Here is a 19,464-nt window from a genome sequence, read left to right as displayed (position 1 = left end):
CATTTTAAAGAGTTTTTGCTGCACATTGCTAATAAAATGCAGTTAGACGGGGCAACATTAATCAATGGATTACCTTTCAATGGGATTCTTGTTCTCATCAAGGGTAAAGCCCTCACCCAATACATCATGAACTTCACTTACTGATACAAATGCATGAGGGTCCACCAATGTTATGGCATTTTTTAAGCGGACTAACTCATTTTTCCCGACAACACAATAGAGTACTTCCCGGTCATTGCGTGTAAAGGATCCATATCCCCTTAATACAGTTACGCCCCGCTCCATATCATTCATGATTTTTTCTGCAATTTCCATGTTTTTATCACTAATGATCATTGCACCTCTAGCAGCATAGGCTCCTTCTTGCATAAAGTCGATTACTCTGGCACCTATAAATACGGCAACGAGGGTATACATCGCTTCACGGTAATCCAGGTAGGTAAGGATGGACAGGCCAATGACGACGGCATCAAAGATGAACATCGTCCGTCCCATGCCCACTCCTAAGTAACGATGGGCAAAACGGGCAATGATATCCACTCCGCCTGTTGTCCCGCCGTAACGAAAGATGATGCCCAGCCCGACACCAACAGAGACCCCGGCAAACAATGCCACCAGCATCAAATCGTTTCCGAGATCGATTTCGATTTCGTATCTCTCGAAAACCCATAGCCAAACGGAGAGGCCAACCGTTCCGATAATGGTATATAAGAAAGATGTGCGCCCTAAATATTTCCACCCTATTAAAAATAAGGGAATATTCAAAATCAAATTAGAATAAGAAGGATTTATCCCGATAAGTTGATATATAATCAAGGTGAGACCGGTGAATCCGCCTTCGGCCAAGTTGTTCTGCATGTTAAAATGCACGAGGCCAAAGGCGAATATTCCAGCCCCAAAAAGGATGAAGATGATATTTTTCAATTTTAAGCCCAAAAGCATGTCCCATACCTCCAAAGGTTTGCATAGCATTAATTTACTTATTATAACTAATTAACCAACTATGGGCAATTTTGATTCGCAAACGTATCTGTTGTCATCTGTTTCACTTTTAGCTAACATGGAGAAGGTATGATGTTGAAAACGAAAATCAAGAATGGGTGACTATATGGAAAAGCATAAGACGATCCAACAAATGCAAGCGGAAGTCGACCAATACATAGGACAATTTAAAGAAGGATATTTCAGCCCTCTGGCCATGCTGGCCCGTTTGTCTGAAGAACTTGGGGAGTTGGCTAGGGAAGTCAATCATTACCATGGTGAAAAACCAAAGAAGGCAACAGAAGAAGAGAATACGATTGAAGCGGAATTGGGGGACATGCTTTTTGTGTTGATTTGTTTTGCCAATTCTTTAGGGATTGACCTTCAAAACTCGCATGATTTGGTCATGGAAAAGTTCACAACCCGTGATAAAGATAGATGGACAAGAATAGAAGAAAAAATGGAGGAGGAAGGTAAAGATGAGTAAAGTCAAAGTGATTGTAGCAGGTCCACGAGGCAGAATGGGAAATGAAGCGGTGAAGCTTGTACATAGGACAGAAGGGTTTGAATTGGCAGCTGTCATAGATCGTAAGCATAACGGGGAAAGCCTCTCCGCAATAGAAGGTTTTCACGGGATTGAAGCACCGGTTTTTTCGGATATAAATGAATGCTTTTCTTCCGTAAAAGCGGACGTATTGATCGATTTGACCACACCGGAAGTAGGGATGCTACATACCGAAACGGCACTTAATCATGGCATCCGCCCTGTAGTGGGAACGACTGGTTTTACTAAGGAAGATTTAGCAAAGCTGGATTCATTAACAAAAGAAAAGGGCATTGGTTGCATCATCGCGCCAAACTTTGCAATTGGAGCCATTTTGATGATGAAGTTTTCCCAAATGGCCGCAAAGTACTTCCCGGATGTGGAAATCATAGAAATGCACCATGATCAAAAACTGGATGCACCTTCTGGAACTGCTTCCAAAACGGCAGACATGATTGCAGCAGTCCGTGAAACGAAACAACAGGGGCACCCTAATGAAAAAGAAACCATCCAGGGGGCAAGAGGCGCAAATGTAGATGGCATGCATATCCACAGTGTCCGGCTACCTGGATTGGTTGCCCATCAACAGGTGCTTTTCGGAAGTGATGGAGAGTTATTGACGGTTCGGCATGATTCCTTTAATCGAGCTTCCTTCATGTCAGGAGTCAAACTTGCTGTCGATACCGTCATGAAATTGGATGTTCTTGTATACGGCCTGGAAAATATTATTGAATAGGGATCAGGAGGATTTACGATGAAAATTGCCTTAATTGCCCATGATATGAAAAAAGAAGATATCATTCAATTTGTAACAGCCTATAAAGATGTATTTGAGCAGCATGAATTATATGCTACAGGAACGACCGGGAAAAGAATCATGGAAGAAGTATCGCTGCCTGTCCATCGTTTTCATTCAGGACCTCTTGGCGGGGATCAGGAAATAGGTGCAATGATCGCGCGCGGAGAAATGGACATGGTCCTATTTTTCCGCGATCCATTGACATCACAGCCACATGAACCTGATGTATCGGCGCTTATACGCCTATCAGATGTTTATGAAATTCCCTTGGCGACAAATATGGGCACGGCAGAAGTGCTGATACAAGGTTTGAAACATGGGTATATGGACTGGCTAAAACTACGGCAAAAACAAGGTGAGATAAATGATAAACAAAAGTAACATAGATATTCTGGCTTTCGGCGCACATGCGGATGATGTTGAAATCGGTATGGGTGGCACGATCGCCAAATATGCGCAACAAGGCAGGAAAATTGTCATTTGTGATTTGACAAAAGCTGAAATGTCTTCCAATGGAACCGTTCCATTGCGGCAAGAGGAAGCGCATAAGGCTGCTGAAATCCTTGGGGTGAAGAGGATTTCCCTTGATTTACCCGACCGGGGCCTATACATGAAAGCGGAATACATAAATCAAATCATTACGGTCATTCGCCAATATAAGCCTGCACTTGTATTTGCACCATTTTTGGAAGATCGCCATCCCGATCATGGTAACTGTGCAAAATTAGTGGAGGAAGCAGTTTTTTCGGCAGGAGTAAGAAAGTATATGGAAGAAGCAGGCATGGATTATCATCGTGTCCAAAATATGTACTATTATATGATCAATGGGTTTCACAAACCGGACTTCGTCGTGGACATCAGTTCCACAATATCGAAAAAGTTGGATAGCCTTAGGGCATATCGCAGCCAATTCGAAGAAAGTCAAGTATCTGTAGAAACACCGCTGGTTAATGGCTATATCGAGACTGTCGAGGCACGGGAGCGGATGTTCGGTAAAGAAGTGGGTGTCGCCTATGCGGAGGGATTCATGACTAAAAAACCGTTACTGATCGATGCCGACTTGTTAGGAGAAAAATAATCTTATGAAATTAAAAATTGGAATTACCTGTTACCCTACAGTTGGGGGTTCTGGTGTCGTAGCAACTGAATTAGGAAAGATGCTTGCAGAAAAAGGACATGAAATACATTTCATTTCTTCAAGCCTCCCTTTTCGCTTGAATAAGATGTACTGTAATATTTTTTATCACCAAGTTGAAGTGAACTCGTATTCAGTCTTTCAATATCCACCATATGACCTGGCGCTTGCGAGCAAGATAGCGGATGTCGTAAAACGGGAGAAATTAGATATTCTCCACGTTCATTATGCAATTCCCCATGCTGTTTGTGCAATCCTTGCAAAGCAGATGTCAGGTAATGAAGTAAAGATCGTTACTACACTGCATGGTACGGACATAACCGTATTAGGCCATGATCCCTCATTGACCAATTTGATAAAATTCGGGATAGAGCAATCGGATGTCGTTACAGGAGTATCTAATTCCCTTGTTCAGCAGACGCATGAATTAATCGCACCGGATAAGGAAATCAAAACCGTTTATAATTTCATTGATGAAAGAGATTACCATAAATCCAATTCCGATTACCTTAAGGATGAATACGGAATCAGTGAAGATGAAAAAGTGATCATACATGTTTCGAATTTCCGTTCGGTCAAGCGAGTGAAAGACGTCATCCAAGCGTTTTATCTAACTCAAAAGAAAATGCCTGCAAAGCTTCTCCTCGTAGGGGACGGGCCGGAAGTGACAACCGTTTTGAAATTGGCTAATGATCTTGGAATCGATGATTCGGTCTTGTTTCTTGGTAAGCAGGATAACCTTGCCGAATTATATTCAATCAGTGATTTGATATTCCTTTTATCGGAAAAAGAGAGTTTCGGACTTGTGCTGCTCGAGGCGATGGCATGTGGAGTTCCTTGTATAGGGACAAATATCGGGGGAATTCCTGAAGTCATCGTTGACGGGGAGACTGGTTATATTTGTGAATTGGGAGATGTCAAAATGGTTGCTGAAAAAGCGATTGGACTTTTAAGCGACCCGGTTTTACATAAACGTTTTTCTGAAGCTGCGCTGGAAAGGGCCAATACTGAATTTCACAGTGATACGATTATGGCTGAGTATGAAGCAATCTACATTCAAGCACTTGAAGGTAAATCCATGGAATAGGGAGGGTATGCTGATGGATCGGTTATTCTTAAAATCAATACCCATTCTGGAATTGATTGAAGAAGCAGGATACGAGGCTTATTTCGTTGGCGGCTCTGTAAGGGATTATATCCTTGGCAGGCCCATTAACGATGTGGACATCGCCACTTCCGCAACACCCCAGGAAATCAAAAGGATTTTCCCTAATACGGCTGATATCGGGATTGACCACGGAACAGTGCTCGTCATTACGGATACGGGAACATACGAAATTACGACGTTTAGAACGGAAAGCGGGTATTCGGACTTTCGCAGACCCGATGCTGTACAATTTGTCCGTTCTTTGACTGAAGATTTGCAAAGAAGAGATTTTACGATGAATGCAATGGCAATGGATAAGACCGGTAAGATCATCGATCCATTTAATGGTAAGCGAGATTTGGCTGAAAAAAGGATCATTACGGTTGGCAACCCACATGAAAGATTTCATGAGGATGCATTGAGAATGATGCGTGCCTTAAGATTCGTCAGTCAACTTGATTTTGAACTGGATCAGAAAACCTTTGATTCCCTTAAAGAGAACGCCCAGATCATCAGTGAAATTGCTGTCGAAAGAATCCTGGTTGAATTTGAGAAGCTATTGGCAGGCTCCAATAAGATAAGGGCTTTTTCACTCTTGCTGGAAAGCGGATTATATCAATACCTGCCTCTATTCTCCAGTAAAAAAGATCATCTAATTGACTTACTGAACCTGCCACTTCATCAACTGAATGCGGCAGAAATATGGTCTATCATCATGATTCACACAAAGGATCAAGAAATCGAAGAGGCTTTGAGGGCATGGAAGCTGCCATTGAAAACTATAAGAAACGTTCAACGTACGATAAAGCTGGTGAAGAGTAAGGAACCAGCAACCATCGATGTATTTCAGGCAGGTCATGGCATAACGGTACAAGCTGCTAAAGTCAGAGCTGCACTGAATGCCGGGAACGTATCGGATGCTGAAGAGAATGCACACCAACGCTACAATGAACTTATTATAAAACAAATGTCGGATCTTGCCGTCACGGGTACGGATTTATTGAATTGGCAACAAGAAAAGCCAGGTCCATGGGTCAAGGAATACTTGGAAAAAATATTGAAAGCTGTCTTGAATGAAGAATTAAAAAATGATAAAGAAGAAATAAAGAGGTGGCTGGTGAAATGCAATCTGAGTTAAGAACAAAGCTGATGGAAGCCCTCTCAAAAGCGGATGGTGCGTTTATATCCGGTCAGGAAATTGCTGAATACATTGGCTGTTCGCGCACAGCGGTCTGGAAGCATATAGAAGACTTGCGCAGTGAAGGGTATAATGTTGAAGCCGTAAGGAAAAAAGGCTACCGGATCATATCAGCGCCGGAAAAAGTGTCCGAGAGCGAAATACAGCTTGGCTTGGAAACAAAAACGATCGGCAAGATGATCCACTATCAGGAAACTGTAGAATCCACGCAAAAAATTGCGCATCAACTCGCAAATGAAGGCGTTCAGGAGGGGACCCTCGTCGTTGCCGAGGAGCAGATATCCGGAAAAGGAAGGCTAATGAGATCTTGGCATTCCCCAAAATTCAGCGGCATATGGATGAGTCTCATCCTAAGGCCGAAAATCCCGATTCATGAGGCTCCACAACTTACATTATTGGCCGCGGTCGCTGTAGCTCAGGCTATAGAGGATACCACTGATTTGAAGCCGCAGATAAAGTGGCCGAATGATATTTTGGTGAATCGAAAGAAAGTGGTGGGCATCCTGACGGAGATGCAGGCGGAGTCAGATAGAATCCATTCTGTCATTATCGGAATTGGAATGAATATCAATCAGCAATTGGAGGATTTTCCTGAAGAACTGCAGGAAAAAGCGTCTTCCCTTCTCATAGAAAGTGGAGGGACGGTTTCAAGGTCCAAGGTCATTCAACGAGCATTATTTCGTCTGGAAAATTTGTACGAACTCTATTTAAATCAAGGGTTCATGCCAATAAAGGATTTATGGGAGAGTTATGCGATCAGTCTTGGACAGGTAATCAAAGCCAGTACCGTTAATGACACGATTGTCGGAAAAGCATTGGGCATAACGGATTCAGGCGTCTTACTTCTTGAAGACGGCAAAGGAACCGTACATTCGATATATTCTGCAGATATTGAAATTCAGTAGATTTTTGTCAAATTCGTGAAAATTAAATAGAAATATTCAATTTGGCTTGATATAATGCAAGTGGGCAGTATCTCATGTGAACTGCACCCCCATAAATACCAAATTATTTGAAAATCTGCCTTGATCCAGAGAACTGGACTGGGACGGAGGGATGAAACTTCTGATGAAACAAAGGGATTGACTAAAAAGCTAAGTGCTGTTTATTGATCGAATTGTGGCTTTTTCAGCCATTTTTCGTAGCGAAACAGATACTTTTTTAGTCAGTCCTTTTTTTGCGCATGAATGTATAGACACCAGTTTTCGCTGATGTTTTCATCTCCTCCATTAAAAGGAGGAAACGTAATGAAATTGTCCGGAGATTTTTTGAAAATGAAACAAAATCAAGAGAAAATTGTCATGCTGACGGCTTATGATTACCCGTCAGCAAAGTTAGCCGAACAATCAGGTGTAGACATGATTTTAGTCGGAGATTCTTTAGGAATGGTCGTATTGGGATATGAGTCAACGATTCCAGTTACGGTGAATGACATGATCCATCATACAAAGGCAGTAAAACGCGGGGCACCAAATACATTTGTCGTGACGGATATGCCATTTATGAGCTATCACCTTTCTATGGATGAAACACTCAAGAATGCAGCCCGGATCATGCAGGAAGGTCATGCGGATGCCGTGAAGCTTGAGGGAGCGGATGATGTTGTTGAAAAAATATCAGCATTGACCAAGGCGGGCATCCCGGTTGTAGCCCATCTTGGCTTGACTCCTCAATCAGTCGGCGTTCTGGGCGGATATAAAGTGCAAGGAAAAGATGCCGAAAGTGCAGCACAGCTCTTGGAAGATGCGAAAAAGTGTGAAGCTGCGGGGGCGATGCTAGTAGTCTTAGAATGTGTTCCATATCAAGTGGGAGAACTCGTCACACGGAACCTTGACATTCCAACCATTGGAATTGGGGCAGGTGCTGAAACGGATGGTCAAGTCCTCGTTTACCATGATGTCATCAAGTATGGCGTAGACCGGCTGGCGAAATTCGTAAAAGTTTATGGAGATGCAAATGAACTGATTGGCCAATCGATTACAAGCTTCGTGAATGAAGTGAAATCTAAAGTTTTTCCGTCGGAGAAACATACATTCACGATGAAGGAAGAGCAGCTTTCTGAACTTTACGGAGGGAAAAGATGAAAACATTTACATCAGCAGCTGAATTGCAATTGGCACTTAGAGAGGAAAAAAACAATAACAAAAGCATTGGCTATGTAGCGACAATGGGGTTTTTACATGAGGGGCATGCAACCCTTTTGGAAAAGGCGCGCAAAGAAAATGACATTGTGGTATTGAGTATTTTTGTCAATCCGACGCAATTTGGACCCAATGAGGATTTTGAAACATATCCGCGGGATTTGGAACGGGATGAAAAAGTCGCAGCCAATGGCGGAGTTGATTATCTCTTCTATCCAACAGTCCACGAAATGTACGGTGAAGAACCATCTGTAAAAGTTGCTGTCCAAAGCAGGACGGATGTTTTATGCGGCAGACAAAGGCCTGGACACTTTGATGGTGTTGCGACAGTCTTAACGAAATTCTTCAATATCATTCTTCCTGATAGAGCTTACTTTGGTAAGAAGGATGCCCAGCAAGTCGCCGTGATAGATGGACTGATCAAAGACTTTAATTTCCCTATCCAGCTTATCGCTGTAGATACCGTACGTGAAGAAGATGGGTTAGCGAAGAGCTCGCGAAATGTGAACCTATCAGATCAGGAGCGCTTGGAGGCTAAAGAGCTGTATCAAAGTTTATTGAAGGCCAAAAAGGCGGTTGAATCAGGTGAAAGAAATGCAGCAACCGTCACGGCTCTAGTAAGTGAACATATTGGTGCCCACACAAGTGGCGTGATCGACTATATTGAAGTCTATCAATACCCGGAACTTAAACCGCTTGAATCGCTGGCTGGAAACATCATCATTGCAATGGCTGTAAAGTTCAAGCATGCAAGACTAATTGATAATATCACTTTATATGTAGAATAATTCATGAAGATCAGGGGGAATTGAGATGTTTCGAACGATGATGAATGGAAAAATCCACCGTGCAAGGGTAACTGAGGCTAATTTGAACTATGTAGGCAGCATTACGATTGATGAAGACATAATTGATGCGGTTGGTATTCTGCCTAATGAAAAAGTCGCCATCGTGAATAATAATAATGGTGCACGACTTGAAACGTATGTGATTGCGGGTGAACGGGGCAGCGGTGTCGTGTGTTTGAACGGAGCGGCAGCAAGACTGGTGCAGCCGGATGATATCGTGATAATCATTTCTTATGTGATGGTTTCAGAGGAAAAACTGGGGGATCATAAACCAAAAGTTGCGATCATGGATGAAAATAATAAAATCATTGAACTGATTTCAAACGAACCTGCAGCTACAATCATGTAAGCGGAGGGCCGGCACAATATGCAGGATCATGCATACAGGTGCCGGCCCTTTTCGTCCGTCGATGAACCGCTTGTTTCCTTTATTACGATTATTATGGTATAAAAAAGATAAGAGAATTCCATCAGGAAGTGGAGAAAGTGAAGTTTGAGGTGTACAATTCATGATGCAACGATATGTAGTGGTCGATTTGGAAACAACAGGGAATTCTCCGAAAAAAGGGGATAGGATTATTCAATTTGCTGGCGTGGTCATCGAAAATGACCAAATTGTGGATGAATACTCCACATATATCCACCCTGGACAGGAAATTTCCTTGTTTATTGAAGAATTGACCGGAATAAGCAACGAGACGGTAAAAAATGCACCTGACTTTGAAGATGTTGCAGAAAATATTGCCCGGCTTATAGAGGGGGCTTGTTTTGTTGCCCATAATGTTTTATTTGATTTATCTTTTCTACAGGAAGAACTAGTACGATGCGGGTTTGAGCCGTTTTATGGTTCCACCCTTGATACAGTGGAATTAGCGAAAATATTAAAACCAACATCCGATGGATATAAGCTGCACCAGCTGGCTAAAGAAGAAAACCTGGATCATTCCAGGCCCCATCAAGCGGATAGTGATGCATATGCGACCGCTTTATTATTGTTGGAATTGAAAAAAAAGCTGATGAATCTTCCAGTGATGACACTTAAACAGTTATATCGATTATCATATTCCTTACAAAGTGAGATTTCCGAATTGCTAGATGCTTGCATTGCAAGCAAACTTGCTAAAACAGAAGTCCATTCCCCTGATCTTATCACTTATAGGGGCCTTGCATTTAAAAAGGCCGAAGACGAAAGTGATCAAAAAGATATGGGGGCGGAATTTCCGCTCGATGATGAGAAAAAAATAGCCATGCTTCAAAGTGCATACCCTGCCTTTGAAGCAAGAAGCGGACAACTTGATATGATGAACATGATTCACCACTCCTTCGAATCGAGCCAGGATGCAATCATTGAAGCTGGGACTGGGATTGGGAAATCCATAGGCTATCTGCTTCCGGCCGTCTATTTTTCAAAAAAACATCATAAACCTGTCGTCGTTTCGACATACACGCTTCAGCTACAGGATCAACTACTTCAAAACGAGGTTCCCAAGCTTAAAAAAATACTTCCCTTTACCTTTCAAGCTGTTTTGCTAAAGGGGAGAAGTAATTATTTGAGCTTGGCAAAGTTCGAAAGGGCATTGCGTGAGAAGGAAGATAATTATGAAACGGCATTAACGAAAATGCAGATATTGGTTTGGCTTACTGAAACCGTAACAGGCGATAAAGATGAATTGAATCTTACAAGCGGCGGTCAGCTATTTTGGAATAGGCTTCAAAGTGATGGTCTTACATACGCCGGATTAAAACAGCCCTGGCTTGAATTGGATTTTTTTGAACGGGCAAAAAGAACAGCTGCCAAGGCGGATATCATCATTACTAACCATTCATTTTTAATGACGGATTTGCTTACAGAAGATGCCTTGATTCCAAAAAAAGGGTATTTGATACTCGATGAAGCACATCATTTGGAACAGGCTGCATCCAAACAGCTTGGGAGCAGGCTTAATTACATTTCGGTGAAGACGATTTTGAACAGACTAGGGACATCAGATCAAAAGCAATTATTATATAAATTGGACAGGATGCTCTTAAATAACCGACTGACGGATGGAAAGTCTTCACATGAATTAGATCAAAAGCTTAGTGATTTTTCCTATGAATTCGAACAGCTTTTTTATTACATTTCCAATCAGGCGGAAAAACTTTCACGTTCCATGAGTCCGAAACGGCTTTCATTCAAAATAGATGATGGAAGATGGGGTAAAGCGATTCTGGTCGCTGAGCGATTGGTGGATTTATTAGGATACATCATCACGGAGTTAGAGAAAAGATTGGCTCTTTTATTGAATAATGAGTCCCCTTTAGGAAAAAATTCATTATTTCATTTGAATGATATCGAGGTGCTGCTTGGACATTTACAAGATACCAGGGACTCCTTGCATGAATTCTTCATCAAGCCGCACGAAGAAAATATTTATTGGCTTGATTATACGAATGCAGCACCCCAGCATGGGGTGACATTGACGGTTCAGCCGATTGCAGGAAGCAAACGGCTATGGGATTCCTATTTCGGGCGCCAAAAAAGTGTGGTCATGACATCGGCAACCCTCGTGGTGAAGGATTCTTTCAAGTATTTTAAAGAACAACTCGGTTTGGAGAATGAGCCAATGCAGACAGCAAGTTTTCCTTCACCCTTTCCTTATAAGGAACTCGTAAAGGTACTGGTTCCAAATGATCTACCAGATATCAATTGCTTATCGGTGGAGGAATTCTCCGAAACAGCGGCAAACCATATTATTGCTGCCGCTCAAGCAGCGAAAGGGAGGATGATGGTATTATTCACCTCGCATGAAATGCTGCGGGCGACCTATCATTCCATCAAAGATAGTGGGGTCCTGGATGAGTTCACCCTGTTTGCACAAGGGATTTCTGGCGGAAGCCGGATGAGGCTGCTCAGGAATTTCCAAAACTTCGAGAAAGCGGTCCTGTTTGGGACAACCAGCCTATGGGAGGGCGTCGATATCCCTGGCGAGGATTTATCTTGTTTAATCATTGTCAGGCTGCCTTTTTCGCCGCCGGATGAACCAGTGACAGCTGCAAAATGCCAACTTCTCGAGAAGCAGGGGCGCAATCCATTCTCTGAGTATTCATTACCTGAAGCCCTATTAAGGTTCCGACAAGGTTTCGGCAGGCTTATACGCACTCCAGAAGATAAAGGGATTTTGGTTATACTTGATCGCCGCATCATCACTGCTAAATACGGCCCTGAATTTCAAAAGGCCATTCCGGAAGTGGACTGGCACCAAGGCACTATTTCAGAAATGGCTGAAATGATAGAGAAGTGGATTTAAAGGATCTTGATAATTCATTAATCCAGGAATTTTTATGAATTTATAAAGAAAAATAACCTTTGAACTGGTATAATGTGATAGGTGGTAAAGCCTTCAAATCCTATTCATACCAGTGGTTGTTGACAATTTATTAAAATGGAGGGGCATTTTCATGGAAAGTAAAATCGAAGTAATTTCAACAGTCAGGTTGCAACATTCTCCTGATCTGTATAAAATTGTGGATTCCTTGAACCGAACATTGAAAAAAGATGACTTGATGTTCGGTCTCGCATTGGATTCCGAAGATCAAGAAAAAGCGATATTTACAATTTATCGTACATAGAAAGAGGGAAAAGCAGCTTTGAAAAAATGGTTGATTATTGCTTCTATCCTACTCCTTTGTTTTATCGGATTTGTCAGCGGGGCATATATTAAAGCGTTGCAGCCTAAAAAAGAGGCTGGTAATGAGGCTTTTAAAAAGGCAAAGGAAGAGGGCGGCCTTGTGACCATGGAAGAATTCTACCTTTATAATGGGCAGGATTCATACTCCGTCATCATTGGTGAAGGTGAAAAGGGGACTAAGAAAATAGTCTGGCTTCCTGAGGACAAGAAGAAAGAAATAGTAGTGGAAAACTATAAAGATGGTAAATCAAAAAAAGAGATCATGAACATTGTCAAAGAAAAGCTTAATCCCCAAAAAATCATTTCGGTTAAGCTAGGCATGGAAAAGAACGTTCCGCTTTGGGAAGTAACGTATCTTGATGAATCCGAGCGTTTTAACTATGACTATTATGATTTTAAAACTGGGGAATGGCTAAAGTATTATCGAAGCATTTAGAATGGAGGATTAATTTAAAATGAAATTAGCGAACCGCGTTCAGTCATTAACGCCATCAACAACATTGGCCATTACGGCAAAAGCAAAGGAGCTTAAGGCACAAGGTCTGGATATAATTGGTTTGGGTGCTGGTGAACCAGACTATAATACACCCCAACATATCATAGATGCAGCACTTCTATCCATGAATGAAGGTCAAACTAAATACACGCCATCCGCTGGTCTGCCGAAGCTAAAAGAAGCAATTGCGGCTAAATTGAAGCGTGATCAAGGCTTGGAATACAAACCGTCTGAAATTGTAGTTGGCTCAGGTGCAAAGCACGCGCTTTATACATTGTTTCAAGCTATCCTGGATGAAGAAGATGAAGTCATTGTTCCGATACCATATTGGGTAAGCTATCCTGAGCAAATCAAACTTGCTGACGGAAAGCCAGTTTATGTAGTCGGTACGGAAGAAAATCAATATAAAATCACTAAAGAACAATTAGAACAAGCAATTACCGAAAAAACGAAAGCGGTTATCATAAACTCGCCAAGCAATCCAACGGGCATGCTTTATTCCAGGGAAGAATTGGCTGCTATCGGGGAAGTTTGCCTGGCTCATGATATCTTGATCGTTTCCGACGAAATTTACGAAAAATTGGTTTATGGAAATGCTAAACATACATCCATTGCAGAGATTTCACCTGAATTGAAAAAGCAAACGATCATCATCAATGGTGTATCTAAATCGCATTCGATGACTGGCTGGAGAATTGGTTATGCAGTCGGTGAAGAGTCCATCATTAAAGCAATGACGAACCTTGCCAGCCATAGCACATCAAATCCTACCACAACTGCTCAATATGGTGCGATTGCCGCTTATGAAGGTACACAAGAACCTGTTGAAGAAATGCGTCAGGCATTTGAAGGCCGTTTGAATAAGATATATGATAAATTGGTTGAAATTCCAGGCATTAGCTGCATTAAACCACAAGGGGCATTTTATTTATTCCCGAACGTTAAACGTGCAGTTGAATTAACAGGGTACAGCAATGTCGAAGATTTTACGACTGCGTTGCTGGAAGAAGCTCAAGTGGCTGTTATTCCAGGTTCAGGGTTCGGTGCACCTGATAACATCAGACTCTCTTATGCAACTTCACTGGAGCTGTTGGAAGCAGCAGTTGAAAGAATACATTCATTCGTTAAATCAAAAATGGCATAATTTTTTAATAACCTGCAGACTACCTGGCTACAACAGGGTCTGCAGGTTATTTTAGTTGAATTTTATTTTGATATGATACATTCGGGAAGTAGACATGATAAGCATTTGGCTCACTTCTCTATGGCATAGGAAAAGGTGGATTACTGATCTCCCTTTTTAACAATGGAGTTTTTTGTCCCATTAAGTCCTGCAGAGAAACAGTATATAAAGAAATAAGAAAATCATATATGATTTTTAATTAAAACCGATTGCAATCATATATGATTTCATATATGATGAAAATATGGAAGAGAAAAACAAAACACCCAGCAAAAAACAAATAGCATATGAGCACCTTCGTAAATTAATTTTGGATGGAACATATGGTTCTGGACAGCGGATCATTATCGATCAAACGGCAAAAGAACTTAGTCTAAGTCCGATTCCTGTCAGGGAAGCGATCAGACAACTGGAATCCGACGGCCTTATTCAATATAAGCCTTATAGTGGAGCAGTGGTTACAAGCATTAATGAGAGCGAATACATTGAAACTCTTTCTGTTCTATCTTTGCTTGAAGGATATGCAGCTGCCCTTAGTTCTTTGACGATGAAAGATGATGATTTTGAAAATCTGATTAATTTAAACAAAGAAATGGAAAAAGCCCTCCATAACTTTGAATTAGAGCTGTTTGGTAAGTTAAACGAATGTTTCCATGAGGAAATTTATGAAAAGTGCGGAAATTCCTTTTTAAAGGAGGAAATTAAACAGGCGCAACAAAGAATGAATAGAGTCAGAAAGTCCATGTTCACCATGGTACCGCAACGCGCAGTCCAATCGATTCGCGAACATGAAAGCATCATAAAGCTTTTAAAGGAAAAAGCATCTTTTGAAGAAATTGAATCTCTGGTGAGAAAGCATAAACTGAATGCCATCAGTACATTCAAGCAGAGGGCGGAAACTAATCACGATCAGGCACTTTGATGACCCAGGCTTTATTTTATAATAGTCGAACGATTATTCATAAAATCAAAGCCGATTTTTTCACTTGAATTATTCGGAATATTCAAATAATGAAAAGGTGGTAGAAATAATGTACGAGGAAATCAAAAGTCGTTTAAGAGGATCCATCGCTCCCATTATCACTCCGTTTGATGACAAGATGGAAGTGGATGTAAAGGCAATTGAAAATCTAGTAAACTGGCATATTGAAAGCGGTTCCCATGGTGTCTCGGTATGCGGGACTACCGGCGAGCCGAGTTCACTAACGATTGAGGAACGGGAATTAGTGATGGAGACGGCAATTAAAGCAGCAAAAGCCCGTGTTCCGGTTGCACCAGGTACTGGATCTGCCAATCAGAAAGAAACGTTGCATTTGACAAAAAGGGCACAGGAAATGGGCGCGGATGCTGCATTAGTCATCGTTCCTTATTACAATAAACCGAATCAACAGGCACTTTACAATCATTTTAAGACGGTGGCCGATTCCGTTGATATCCCGCTTATCGTTTATAACATTCCCGGAAGAACGGCGACGAATTTGGAAGTGAAGACATTGGCACGTCTTGCTGAAGACTGTGAAAATATTATTGGTGTGAAGGAATCAAATAAGGATTTTGAACATGTGAACCGTGTCTTATTGAATTGTGGAAGGGATTTTCTCTTATATTCGGGCATCGAATTATTATGCTATCCGATGTTGGCTATTGGAGGGGCAGGACATATAAGTGCTACAGCCAATATCACTCCTAAAGAAGTGGCAGAAATTTATAACCATTGGGTGGAGGGTGATGTGGATAAGGCACTTGACCTCCATTACAAATTAATGCCATTGAATGATGTTTTGTTTAAAGAAACCAATCCAGGACCATTAAAAGCTGCGATGGGGATGATGGGGAAAATCAATCCTGCATTACGGCCGCCAATGGGGCCGCCTTCGGAGCCGTTGGAAAAAGAACTGCGTGAAACCCTTCAATCATACGGGTTGATTGACCAAAAAATCCAGTCATAATTGCTAAATTGGGAAGATTGCACAAATCCAAACGGTTATTGTCATCTTCCCGAATTAATTTTTAAAGGAGGATTTATCATGCAAACTTTTCCCGTGCAAGATGTGAAGCATTACATCAATGGTCAATTTGTCGATGGTATCTCAGGAAAAACATTTGAAAATCTAAGCCCTTTTAATAATCAAGCAATCAATAATGTGGCAGAAGGGTTTAAAGAGGATATTGATCAAGCGGTCGCTGCCGCAAGAGATGCATTCAGTAATGGTCCATGGAGAACGATGAAAGTGGAAGAAAGATTGAAGTACATTAATAGGATTGCTGATTTAATTGAAGAGAATGCCGAAGAAATTTCCTTTTTGGAATCCCTTGATACAGGGTTGCCGATTAGCCAGACAAAAAAACAAGCGGCAAGGGGAGCGGAGAATTTCCGTTTTTATTCTGAAATGGTGAAAAGCAGGCTAATAGGGGAGTCATATCAAGTGGATGACACTTTCATCAATTATACGATTCATAAACCGATAGGAGTGGCAGGATTAATCACTCCTTGGAATGCGCCTTTCATGTTAGAAACCTGGAAGATCGCCCCGGCCCTGGCTACAGGTAATACATGTGTCCTTAAACCGGCGGAGTGGTCTCCATTGACTGCCAATAAATTAGCACAAATCATTGATCAATCAGGTCTGCCAAAAGGCGTATTCAATATCGTTCACGGTTTTGGGGAGACAGCGGGGGCGTCCTTGGTTGCCCATCCTGAAGTCCAATTGATATCCTTTACCGGAGAAACGACAACCGGTGCTGAAATCATTAAAAATGGTGCGGATACGATGAAACGTTTTTCCATGGAACTTGGAGGTAAATCACCAGCCGTCATTTTTGAAGATGCCGATCTAGAGAAGGCCCTGGATTCAGTGGTATGGGGAATTTATTCATTCAATGGGGAGCGCTGCACAGCTAATTCCAGATTATTTGTCCATGAATCGATAATAGACCAGTTCGTTGCAGAATTGAAGGAACGTGTTCATAATATCAAAATTGGAAACCCAATGGATCCAGACACGGAAATCGGACCGCTGATCCATCGTAGCCATTTTAATAATGTCTCCCGTTATCTGGATATAGCAAAAGATGAAGGGGCGGAAATTGTAAGCGGTGCCATACCTAGTGGGTTCAAGGAAGGGAATTATATTGCCCCGACGCTTCTTTTGAACTGTACAAATGATATGACGGTGGCACAAGAAGAGATTTTTGGACCAGTCATGGCAGTCATTCCTTTCAAGACTGAAGAGGAAGTACTGAGAATGGCTAATGATGTAAAGTATGGGCTTGCTGCTTATGTATGGACAAATGATATGAAACGGGGACATAGGTTTGCTCAAGCTGTCGATAGTGGGATGGTATGGGTGAATTCCCAAAACGTAAGGGATTTGCGGATACCGTTTGGAGGATCGAAATATAGTGGGGTAGGACGTGAAGGTGGCCATTATAGCTTTGAATTCTATACGGAAACACAAGTTATCCACGTAGCAATTGGAGAACATCACATTCCGAAATTTGGGGACGTAAAACAAAATGCCGTTTCTTCTGCTGAAAAATAATCCGGGTGTCAAAAGAAAGGGAGAATACTATGAATTTTTCTATTATTCGTGTTGCGAGAACGATACTTAATGTAACAGATTTAGATAAATCAAGAGCCTTTTATGTGGATGCTTTAGGTTTTATTGAAACGGAAAGAACGAATGATCACATATATTTACGTGGTTTAGAGGAAGCGCATCATCACTCGCTTGTCTTGCAAAAGGCAGAAAAGCCAAGTGTTGAAGCGATAGGATACAAGGTTGAAAAAGAGGAAGACCTTGAAGAATTGGAATCTTTCTTGCTGTCCAAGGGAATGAAAATGAAGTGGATGAAGGAAGGAACACAGCATGCACTAGGCAAATCGCTCCGAGTTCAGGATATTTCCGGATTGCCAATCGAATTTTTCAGCAAAATGGATAAAGCAGAGAGATTGCTGCAACGATTCGATATGCATAGGGGTTCAAGGGTCCAAAGGATCGATCATGTGAATTGTAATGTAACAAATGTGCAAAAAGCCTATGATTTTTATGTGAAGGAATTGGGTTTTGCCTGCTCAGAAGATACAGTGGATGAGTCGGGCCAATTATGGGCAACGTGGCTACATAGAAAGCAAACGGTCCATGACCAGGCATTCATGAACGGAATCGGCCCAAGACTTCATCATGTAGGCTTCTTTCTGCCTGACCCCCTTGCAATTATCCATGCCTGTGATGTACTGGCATCACTTGGATATGCACAGTCCATCGAACGCGGACCCGGAAGGCATGGCCTATCCAATGCATTCTTCCTATATTTAAGAGACCCGGACGGTCACAGAATCGAATTATACAATGGGGATTACTTAACATCTGACCCGGATATCGAACCGATTCATTGGGATTTGAATGATCCAAGACGCCAGACATTCTGGGGAGCCAAAGCCCCGGATTCATGGTTTGATGAGGCATCTTCTGTACTTGATATAATATCAGGAGAAGAAGTTCCTCTTAAAGAACCGATCCTGGCAAAAAGCAAGCCTGAATTCATCATCTGAAAAAAGCGGGATTCAGGATGAATGATCGAGTGTTTCGGCAAAACATACATTGACTCTCTTGGTCTTTTCGAAAGGGTGCTAGTGCAATTGGTGAATAGTTGATGGAAAACTGGTAGATGGATATGGATATCATTTGAAACGTGAAAGTATAAATAAGCCGAAACGGATGAGGGATATGCGAGCCAAGTCTATTGCGAAAGTGCAAGCCTTCTAAAAGATATGGTCTGGGACAGGGCAGCAGTGGGAACTAACTGCTGCCCTGTCTGTAAGTGTCACCGGGTAGATAAAATGCGTACGGAAAGCTTAGGGATGGGCTTAGACCTTCTTGTGCAGATGAGTTGTTTGGATTTTTTTTGGATTTCTGACAATGGAGAGGCTCAATACTACCGTCCTTTGAAAAATAAATATCAGTAGAGGTGTGAAGAGATGGTTCGGTTGGAAAAAAACCTTCAAGATCCGGAACAAACTAATCTAGTGGATTATGAAAAGATTGTTGCTTCCAAAGAGTTTCAGAATATGCTTTCCGATAAAAAGAAATTCGTCATCCCTTATACGATATTCTTTATGGGATATTCCCTGCTTTTGCCCTTCTTAGTTTTTTACACTGATATCCTGGATCACCCTTTCATTGGAGACATAACATGGGCGTGGGTGTACGGTGTTTCCATCACGGTTATGTCTGTATGGGTTTGCAGCGTATATGTAAGGAAATCCGAAAGAATCGATGAACAAATAAAAGAAATCATCGAGAAAGAAGGGCTTTGAT

General features: G+C 41.8%; 20 protein-coding genes. 19 read left to right on the top strand and 1 reads right to left on the bottom strand.

Annotated elements, in window-relative coordinates; all coding sequences use genetic code 11:
* Positions 1 to 69: 69 nt before the first annotated feature.
* Positions 70 to 942: a YitT family protein gene (locus ABC374_RS15130; RefSeq protein WP_413018709.1), complete on the bottom strand. Its 873-nt coding sequence runs from the start codon at positions 940 to 942 to the stop codon at positions 70 to 72.
* 166 nt (positions 943 to 1,108) lie between these two features.
* On the opposite strand from ABC374_RS15130, the gene ABC374_RS15125 reads away from it, so the two are divergent.
* The 19 genes from ABC374_RS15125 to ABC374_RS15035 all read left to right on the top strand — a co-directional run bounded on the left by ABC374_RS15125 (position 1,109) and on the right by ABC374_RS15035 (position 19,463).
* Entirely contained in the window at positions 1,109 to 1,468 is a 360-nt protein-coding gene (locus ABC374_RS15125; RefSeq protein WP_413018707.1) for a nucleotide pyrophosphohydrolase, read from the top strand.
* Positions 1,461 to 2,261: a 4-hydroxy-tetrahydrodipicolinate reductase gene (gene dapB, locus ABC374_RS15120; RefSeq protein ID WP_137015994.1), complete on the top strand. Its 801-nt coding sequence runs from the start codon at positions 1,461 to 1,463 to the stop codon at positions 2,259 to 2,261. The genes ABC374_RS15125 and dapB overlap by 8 nt, the downstream gene beginning before the upstream one ends.
* Before the next feature lie 18 nt (positions 2,262 to 2,279).
* On the top strand, positions 2,280 to 2,705 hold the full coding sequence (locus ABC374_RS15115) for a methylglyoxal synthase (protein WP_137015992.1): 426 nt from the start codon (positions 2,280 to 2,282) through the stop codon (positions 2,703 to 2,705).
* Positions 2,689 to 3,402: a bacillithiol biosynthesis deacetylase BshB1 gene (bshB1, locus tag ABC374_RS15110; protein ID WP_413018705.1), complete on the top strand. Its 714-nt coding sequence runs from the start codon at positions 2,689 to 2,691 to the stop codon at positions 3,400 to 3,402. Before ABC374_RS15115 ends, bshB1 begins: the two co-directional genes overlap by 17 nt.
* A gap of 4 nt (positions 3,403 to 3,406) precedes the next feature.
* Positions 3,407 to 4,546 carry an N-acetyl-alpha-D-glucosaminyl L-malate synthase BshA gene (gene bshA / locus ABC374_RS15105; protein WP_137015988.1) on the top strand — a complete coding sequence of 380 codons (1,140 nt, stop codon included), beginning with the start codon at positions 3,407 to 3,409 and terminating at the stop codon, positions 4,544 to 4,546.
* Positions 4,547 to 4,559: 13 nt separating this feature from the next.
* A complete protein-coding gene (locus ABC374_RS15100) occupies positions 4,560 to 5,744 on the top strand; it encodes a CCA tRNA nucleotidyltransferase (RefSeq protein WP_413018703.1) in 1,185 nt (394 codons plus the stop codon).
* Entirely contained in the window at positions 5,729 to 6,709 is a 981-nt protein-coding gene (locus tag ABC374_RS15095) for a biotin--[acetyl-CoA-carboxylase] ligase (RefSeq protein ID WP_413018701.1), read from the top strand. Before ABC374_RS15100 ends, ABC374_RS15095 begins: the two co-directional genes overlap by 16 nt.
* Before the next feature lie 342 nt (positions 6,710 to 7,051).
* On the top strand, positions 7,052 to 7,888 hold the full coding sequence (gene panB / locus ABC374_RS15090) for a 3-methyl-2-oxobutanoate hydroxymethyltransferase (RefSeq protein ID WP_350299347.1): 837 nt from the start codon (positions 7,052 to 7,054) through the stop codon (positions 7,886 to 7,888).
* Complete coding sequence (gene panC / locus ABC374_RS15085) at positions 7,885 to 8,733, top strand: pantoate--beta-alanine ligase (RefSeq protein WP_350299346.1); 849 nt, start codon at positions 7,885 to 7,887, stop codon at positions 8,731 to 8,733. The genes panB and panC overlap by 4 nt, the downstream gene beginning before the upstream one ends.
* A 25-nt stretch (positions 8,734 to 8,758) precedes the next feature.
* Positions 8,759 to 9,142 carry an aspartate 1-decarboxylase gene (gene panD / locus ABC374_RS15080; RefSeq protein WP_413018698.1) on the top strand — a complete coding sequence of 128 codons (384 nt, stop codon included), beginning with the start codon at positions 8,759 to 8,761 and terminating at the stop codon, positions 9,140 to 9,142.
* A gap of 160 nt (positions 9,143 to 9,302) precedes the next feature.
* On the top strand, positions 9,303 to 12,083 hold the full coding sequence (dinG, locus tag ABC374_RS15075) for an ATP-dependent DNA helicase DinG (RefSeq protein WP_413018696.1): 2,781 nt from the start codon (positions 9,303 to 9,305) through the stop codon (positions 12,081 to 12,083).
* A 151-nt stretch (positions 12,084 to 12,234) separates the two neighbouring features.
* Entirely contained in the window at positions 12,235 to 12,405 is a 171-nt protein-coding gene (locus tag ABC374_RS15070; protein WP_064505144.1) for a YpmA family protein, read from the top strand.
* Between the two features lie 18 nt (positions 12,406 to 12,423).
* A complete protein-coding gene (locus ABC374_RS15065; RefSeq protein ID WP_413018694.1) occupies positions 12,424 to 12,900 on the top strand; it encodes a cell wall elongation regulator TseB-like domain-containing protein in 477 nt (158 codons plus the stop codon).
* A 19-nt stretch (positions 12,901 to 12,919) separates the two neighbouring features.
* Positions 12,920 to 14,104 carry a pyridoxal phosphate-dependent aminotransferase gene (locus tag ABC374_RS15060; protein WP_350299344.1) on the top strand — a complete coding sequence of 395 codons (1,185 nt, stop codon included), beginning with the start codon at positions 12,920 to 12,922 and terminating at the stop codon, positions 14,102 to 14,104.
* Between the two features lie 283 nt (positions 14,105 to 14,387).
* Positions 14,388 to 15,065 carry a GntR family transcriptional regulator gene (locus ABC374_RS15055; protein WP_350299343.1) on the top strand — a complete coding sequence of 226 codons (678 nt, stop codon included), beginning with the start codon at positions 14,388 to 14,390 and terminating at the stop codon, positions 15,063 to 15,065.
* Positions 15,066 to 15,171: 106 nt separating this feature from the next.
* The gene (gene hpaI / locus ABC374_RS15050) at positions 15,172 to 16,092 is read left to right on the top strand and encodes a 2,4-dihydroxyhept-2-ene-1,7-dioic acid aldolase (protein WP_413020376.1); all 921 of its coding nucleotides are present in this window, start codon (positions 15,172 to 15,174) and stop codon (positions 16,090 to 16,092) included.
* 78 nt (positions 16,093 to 16,170) lie between these two features.
* Positions 16,171 to 17,685, top strand: coding sequence for a 5-carboxymethyl-2-hydroxymuconate semialdehyde dehydrogenase (gene hpaE / locus ABC374_RS15045; RefSeq protein WP_413018692.1), 1,515 nt, complete (start codon positions 16,171 to 16,173; stop codon positions 17,683 to 17,685).
* A 29-nt stretch (positions 17,686 to 17,714) separates the two neighbouring features.
* Complete coding sequence (gene hpaD, locus ABC374_RS15040) at positions 17,715 to 18,698, top strand: 3,4-dihydroxyphenylacetate 2,3-dioxygenase (protein WP_350299341.1); 984 nt, start codon at positions 17,715 to 17,717, stop codon at positions 18,696 to 18,698.
* A gap of 426 nt (positions 18,699 to 19,124) precedes the next feature.
* Positions 19,125 to 19,463, top strand: coding sequence for a DUF485 domain-containing protein (locus ABC374_RS15035; RefSeq protein ID WP_413018689.1), 339 nt, complete (start codon positions 19,125 to 19,127; stop codon positions 19,461 to 19,463).
* Position 19,464 lies beyond the last annotated feature (1 nt).

The sequence above is a fragment of the Peribacillus phoenicis genome (assembly GCF_047238085.1).
Classification (GTDB): Bacteria; Bacillota; Bacilli; order Bacillales; family DSM-1321; genus Peribacillus.
The sequence above is the reverse complement of the archived record's forward strand: the minus strand, read 5'-3'. Positions and strand labels throughout refer to the sequence as shown.

Excerpts from the sequence above, each read along its gene's own strand:
- ABC374_RS15130 (WP_413018709.1), bottom strand. The coding sequence starts at position 942 with ATGCTTTTGGGCTTAAAATTGAAAAATATCATCTTCATCCTTTTTGGG.
- ABC374_RS15125 (WP_413018707.1), top strand. The coding sequence starts at position 1,109 with ATGGAAAAGCATAAGACGATCCAACAAATGCAAGCGGAAGTCGACCAA.
- dapB (WP_137015994.1), top strand. The coding sequence starts at position 1,461 with ATGAGTAAAGTCAAAGTGATTGTAGCAGGTCCACGAGGCAGAATGGGA.
- ABC374_RS15115 (WP_137015992.1), top strand. The coding sequence starts at position 2,280 with ATGAAAATTGCCTTAATTGCCCATGATATGAAAAAAGAAGATATCATT.
- bshB1 (WP_413018705.1), top strand. The coding sequence starts at position 2,689 with ATGATAAACAAAAGTAACATAGATATTCTGGCTTTCGGCGCACATGCG.
- bshA (WP_137015988.1), top strand. The coding sequence starts at position 3,407 with ATGAAATTAAAAATTGGAATTACCTGTTACCCTACAGTTGGGGGTTCT.
- ABC374_RS15100 (WP_413018703.1), top strand. The coding sequence starts at position 4,560 with ATGGATCGGTTATTCTTAAAATCAATACCCATTCTGGAATTGATTGAA.
- ABC374_RS15095 (WP_413018701.1), top strand. The coding sequence starts at position 5,729 with ATGCAATCTGAGTTAAGAACAAAGCTGATGGAAGCCCTCTCAAAAGCG.
- panB (WP_350299347.1), top strand. The coding sequence starts at position 7,052 with ATGAAATTGTCCGGAGATTTTTTGAAAATGAAACAAAATCAAGAGAAA.
- panC (WP_350299346.1), top strand. The coding sequence starts at position 7,885 with ATGAAAACATTTACATCAGCAGCTGAATTGCAATTGGCACTTAGAGAG.
- panD (WP_413018698.1), top strand. The coding sequence starts at position 8,759 with ATGTTTCGAACGATGATGAATGGAAAAATCCACCGTGCAAGGGTAACT.
- dinG (WP_413018696.1), top strand. The coding sequence starts at position 9,303 with ATGATGCAACGATATGTAGTGGTCGATTTGGAAACAACAGGGAATTCT.
- ABC374_RS15070 (WP_064505144.1), top strand. The coding sequence starts at position 12,235 with ATGGAAAGTAAAATCGAAGTAATTTCAACAGTCAGGTTGCAACATTCT.
- ABC374_RS15060 (WP_350299344.1), top strand. The coding sequence starts at position 12,920 with ATGAAATTAGCGAACCGCGTTCAGTCATTAACGCCATCAACAACATTG.
- ABC374_RS15055 (WP_350299343.1), top strand. The coding sequence starts at position 14,388 with ATGGAAGAGAAAAACAAAACACCCAGCAAAAAACAAATAGCATATGAG.
- hpaE (WP_413018692.1), top strand. The coding sequence starts at position 16,171 with ATGCAAACTTTTCCCGTGCAAGATGTGAAGCATTACATCAATGGTCAA.
- hpaD (WP_350299341.1), top strand. The coding sequence starts at position 17,715 with ATGAATTTTTCTATTATTCGTGTTGCGAGAACGATACTTAATGTAACA.
- ABC374_RS15035 (WP_413018689.1), top strand. The coding sequence starts at position 19,125 with ATGGTTCGGTTGGAAAAAAACCTTCAAGATCCGGAACAAACTAATCTA.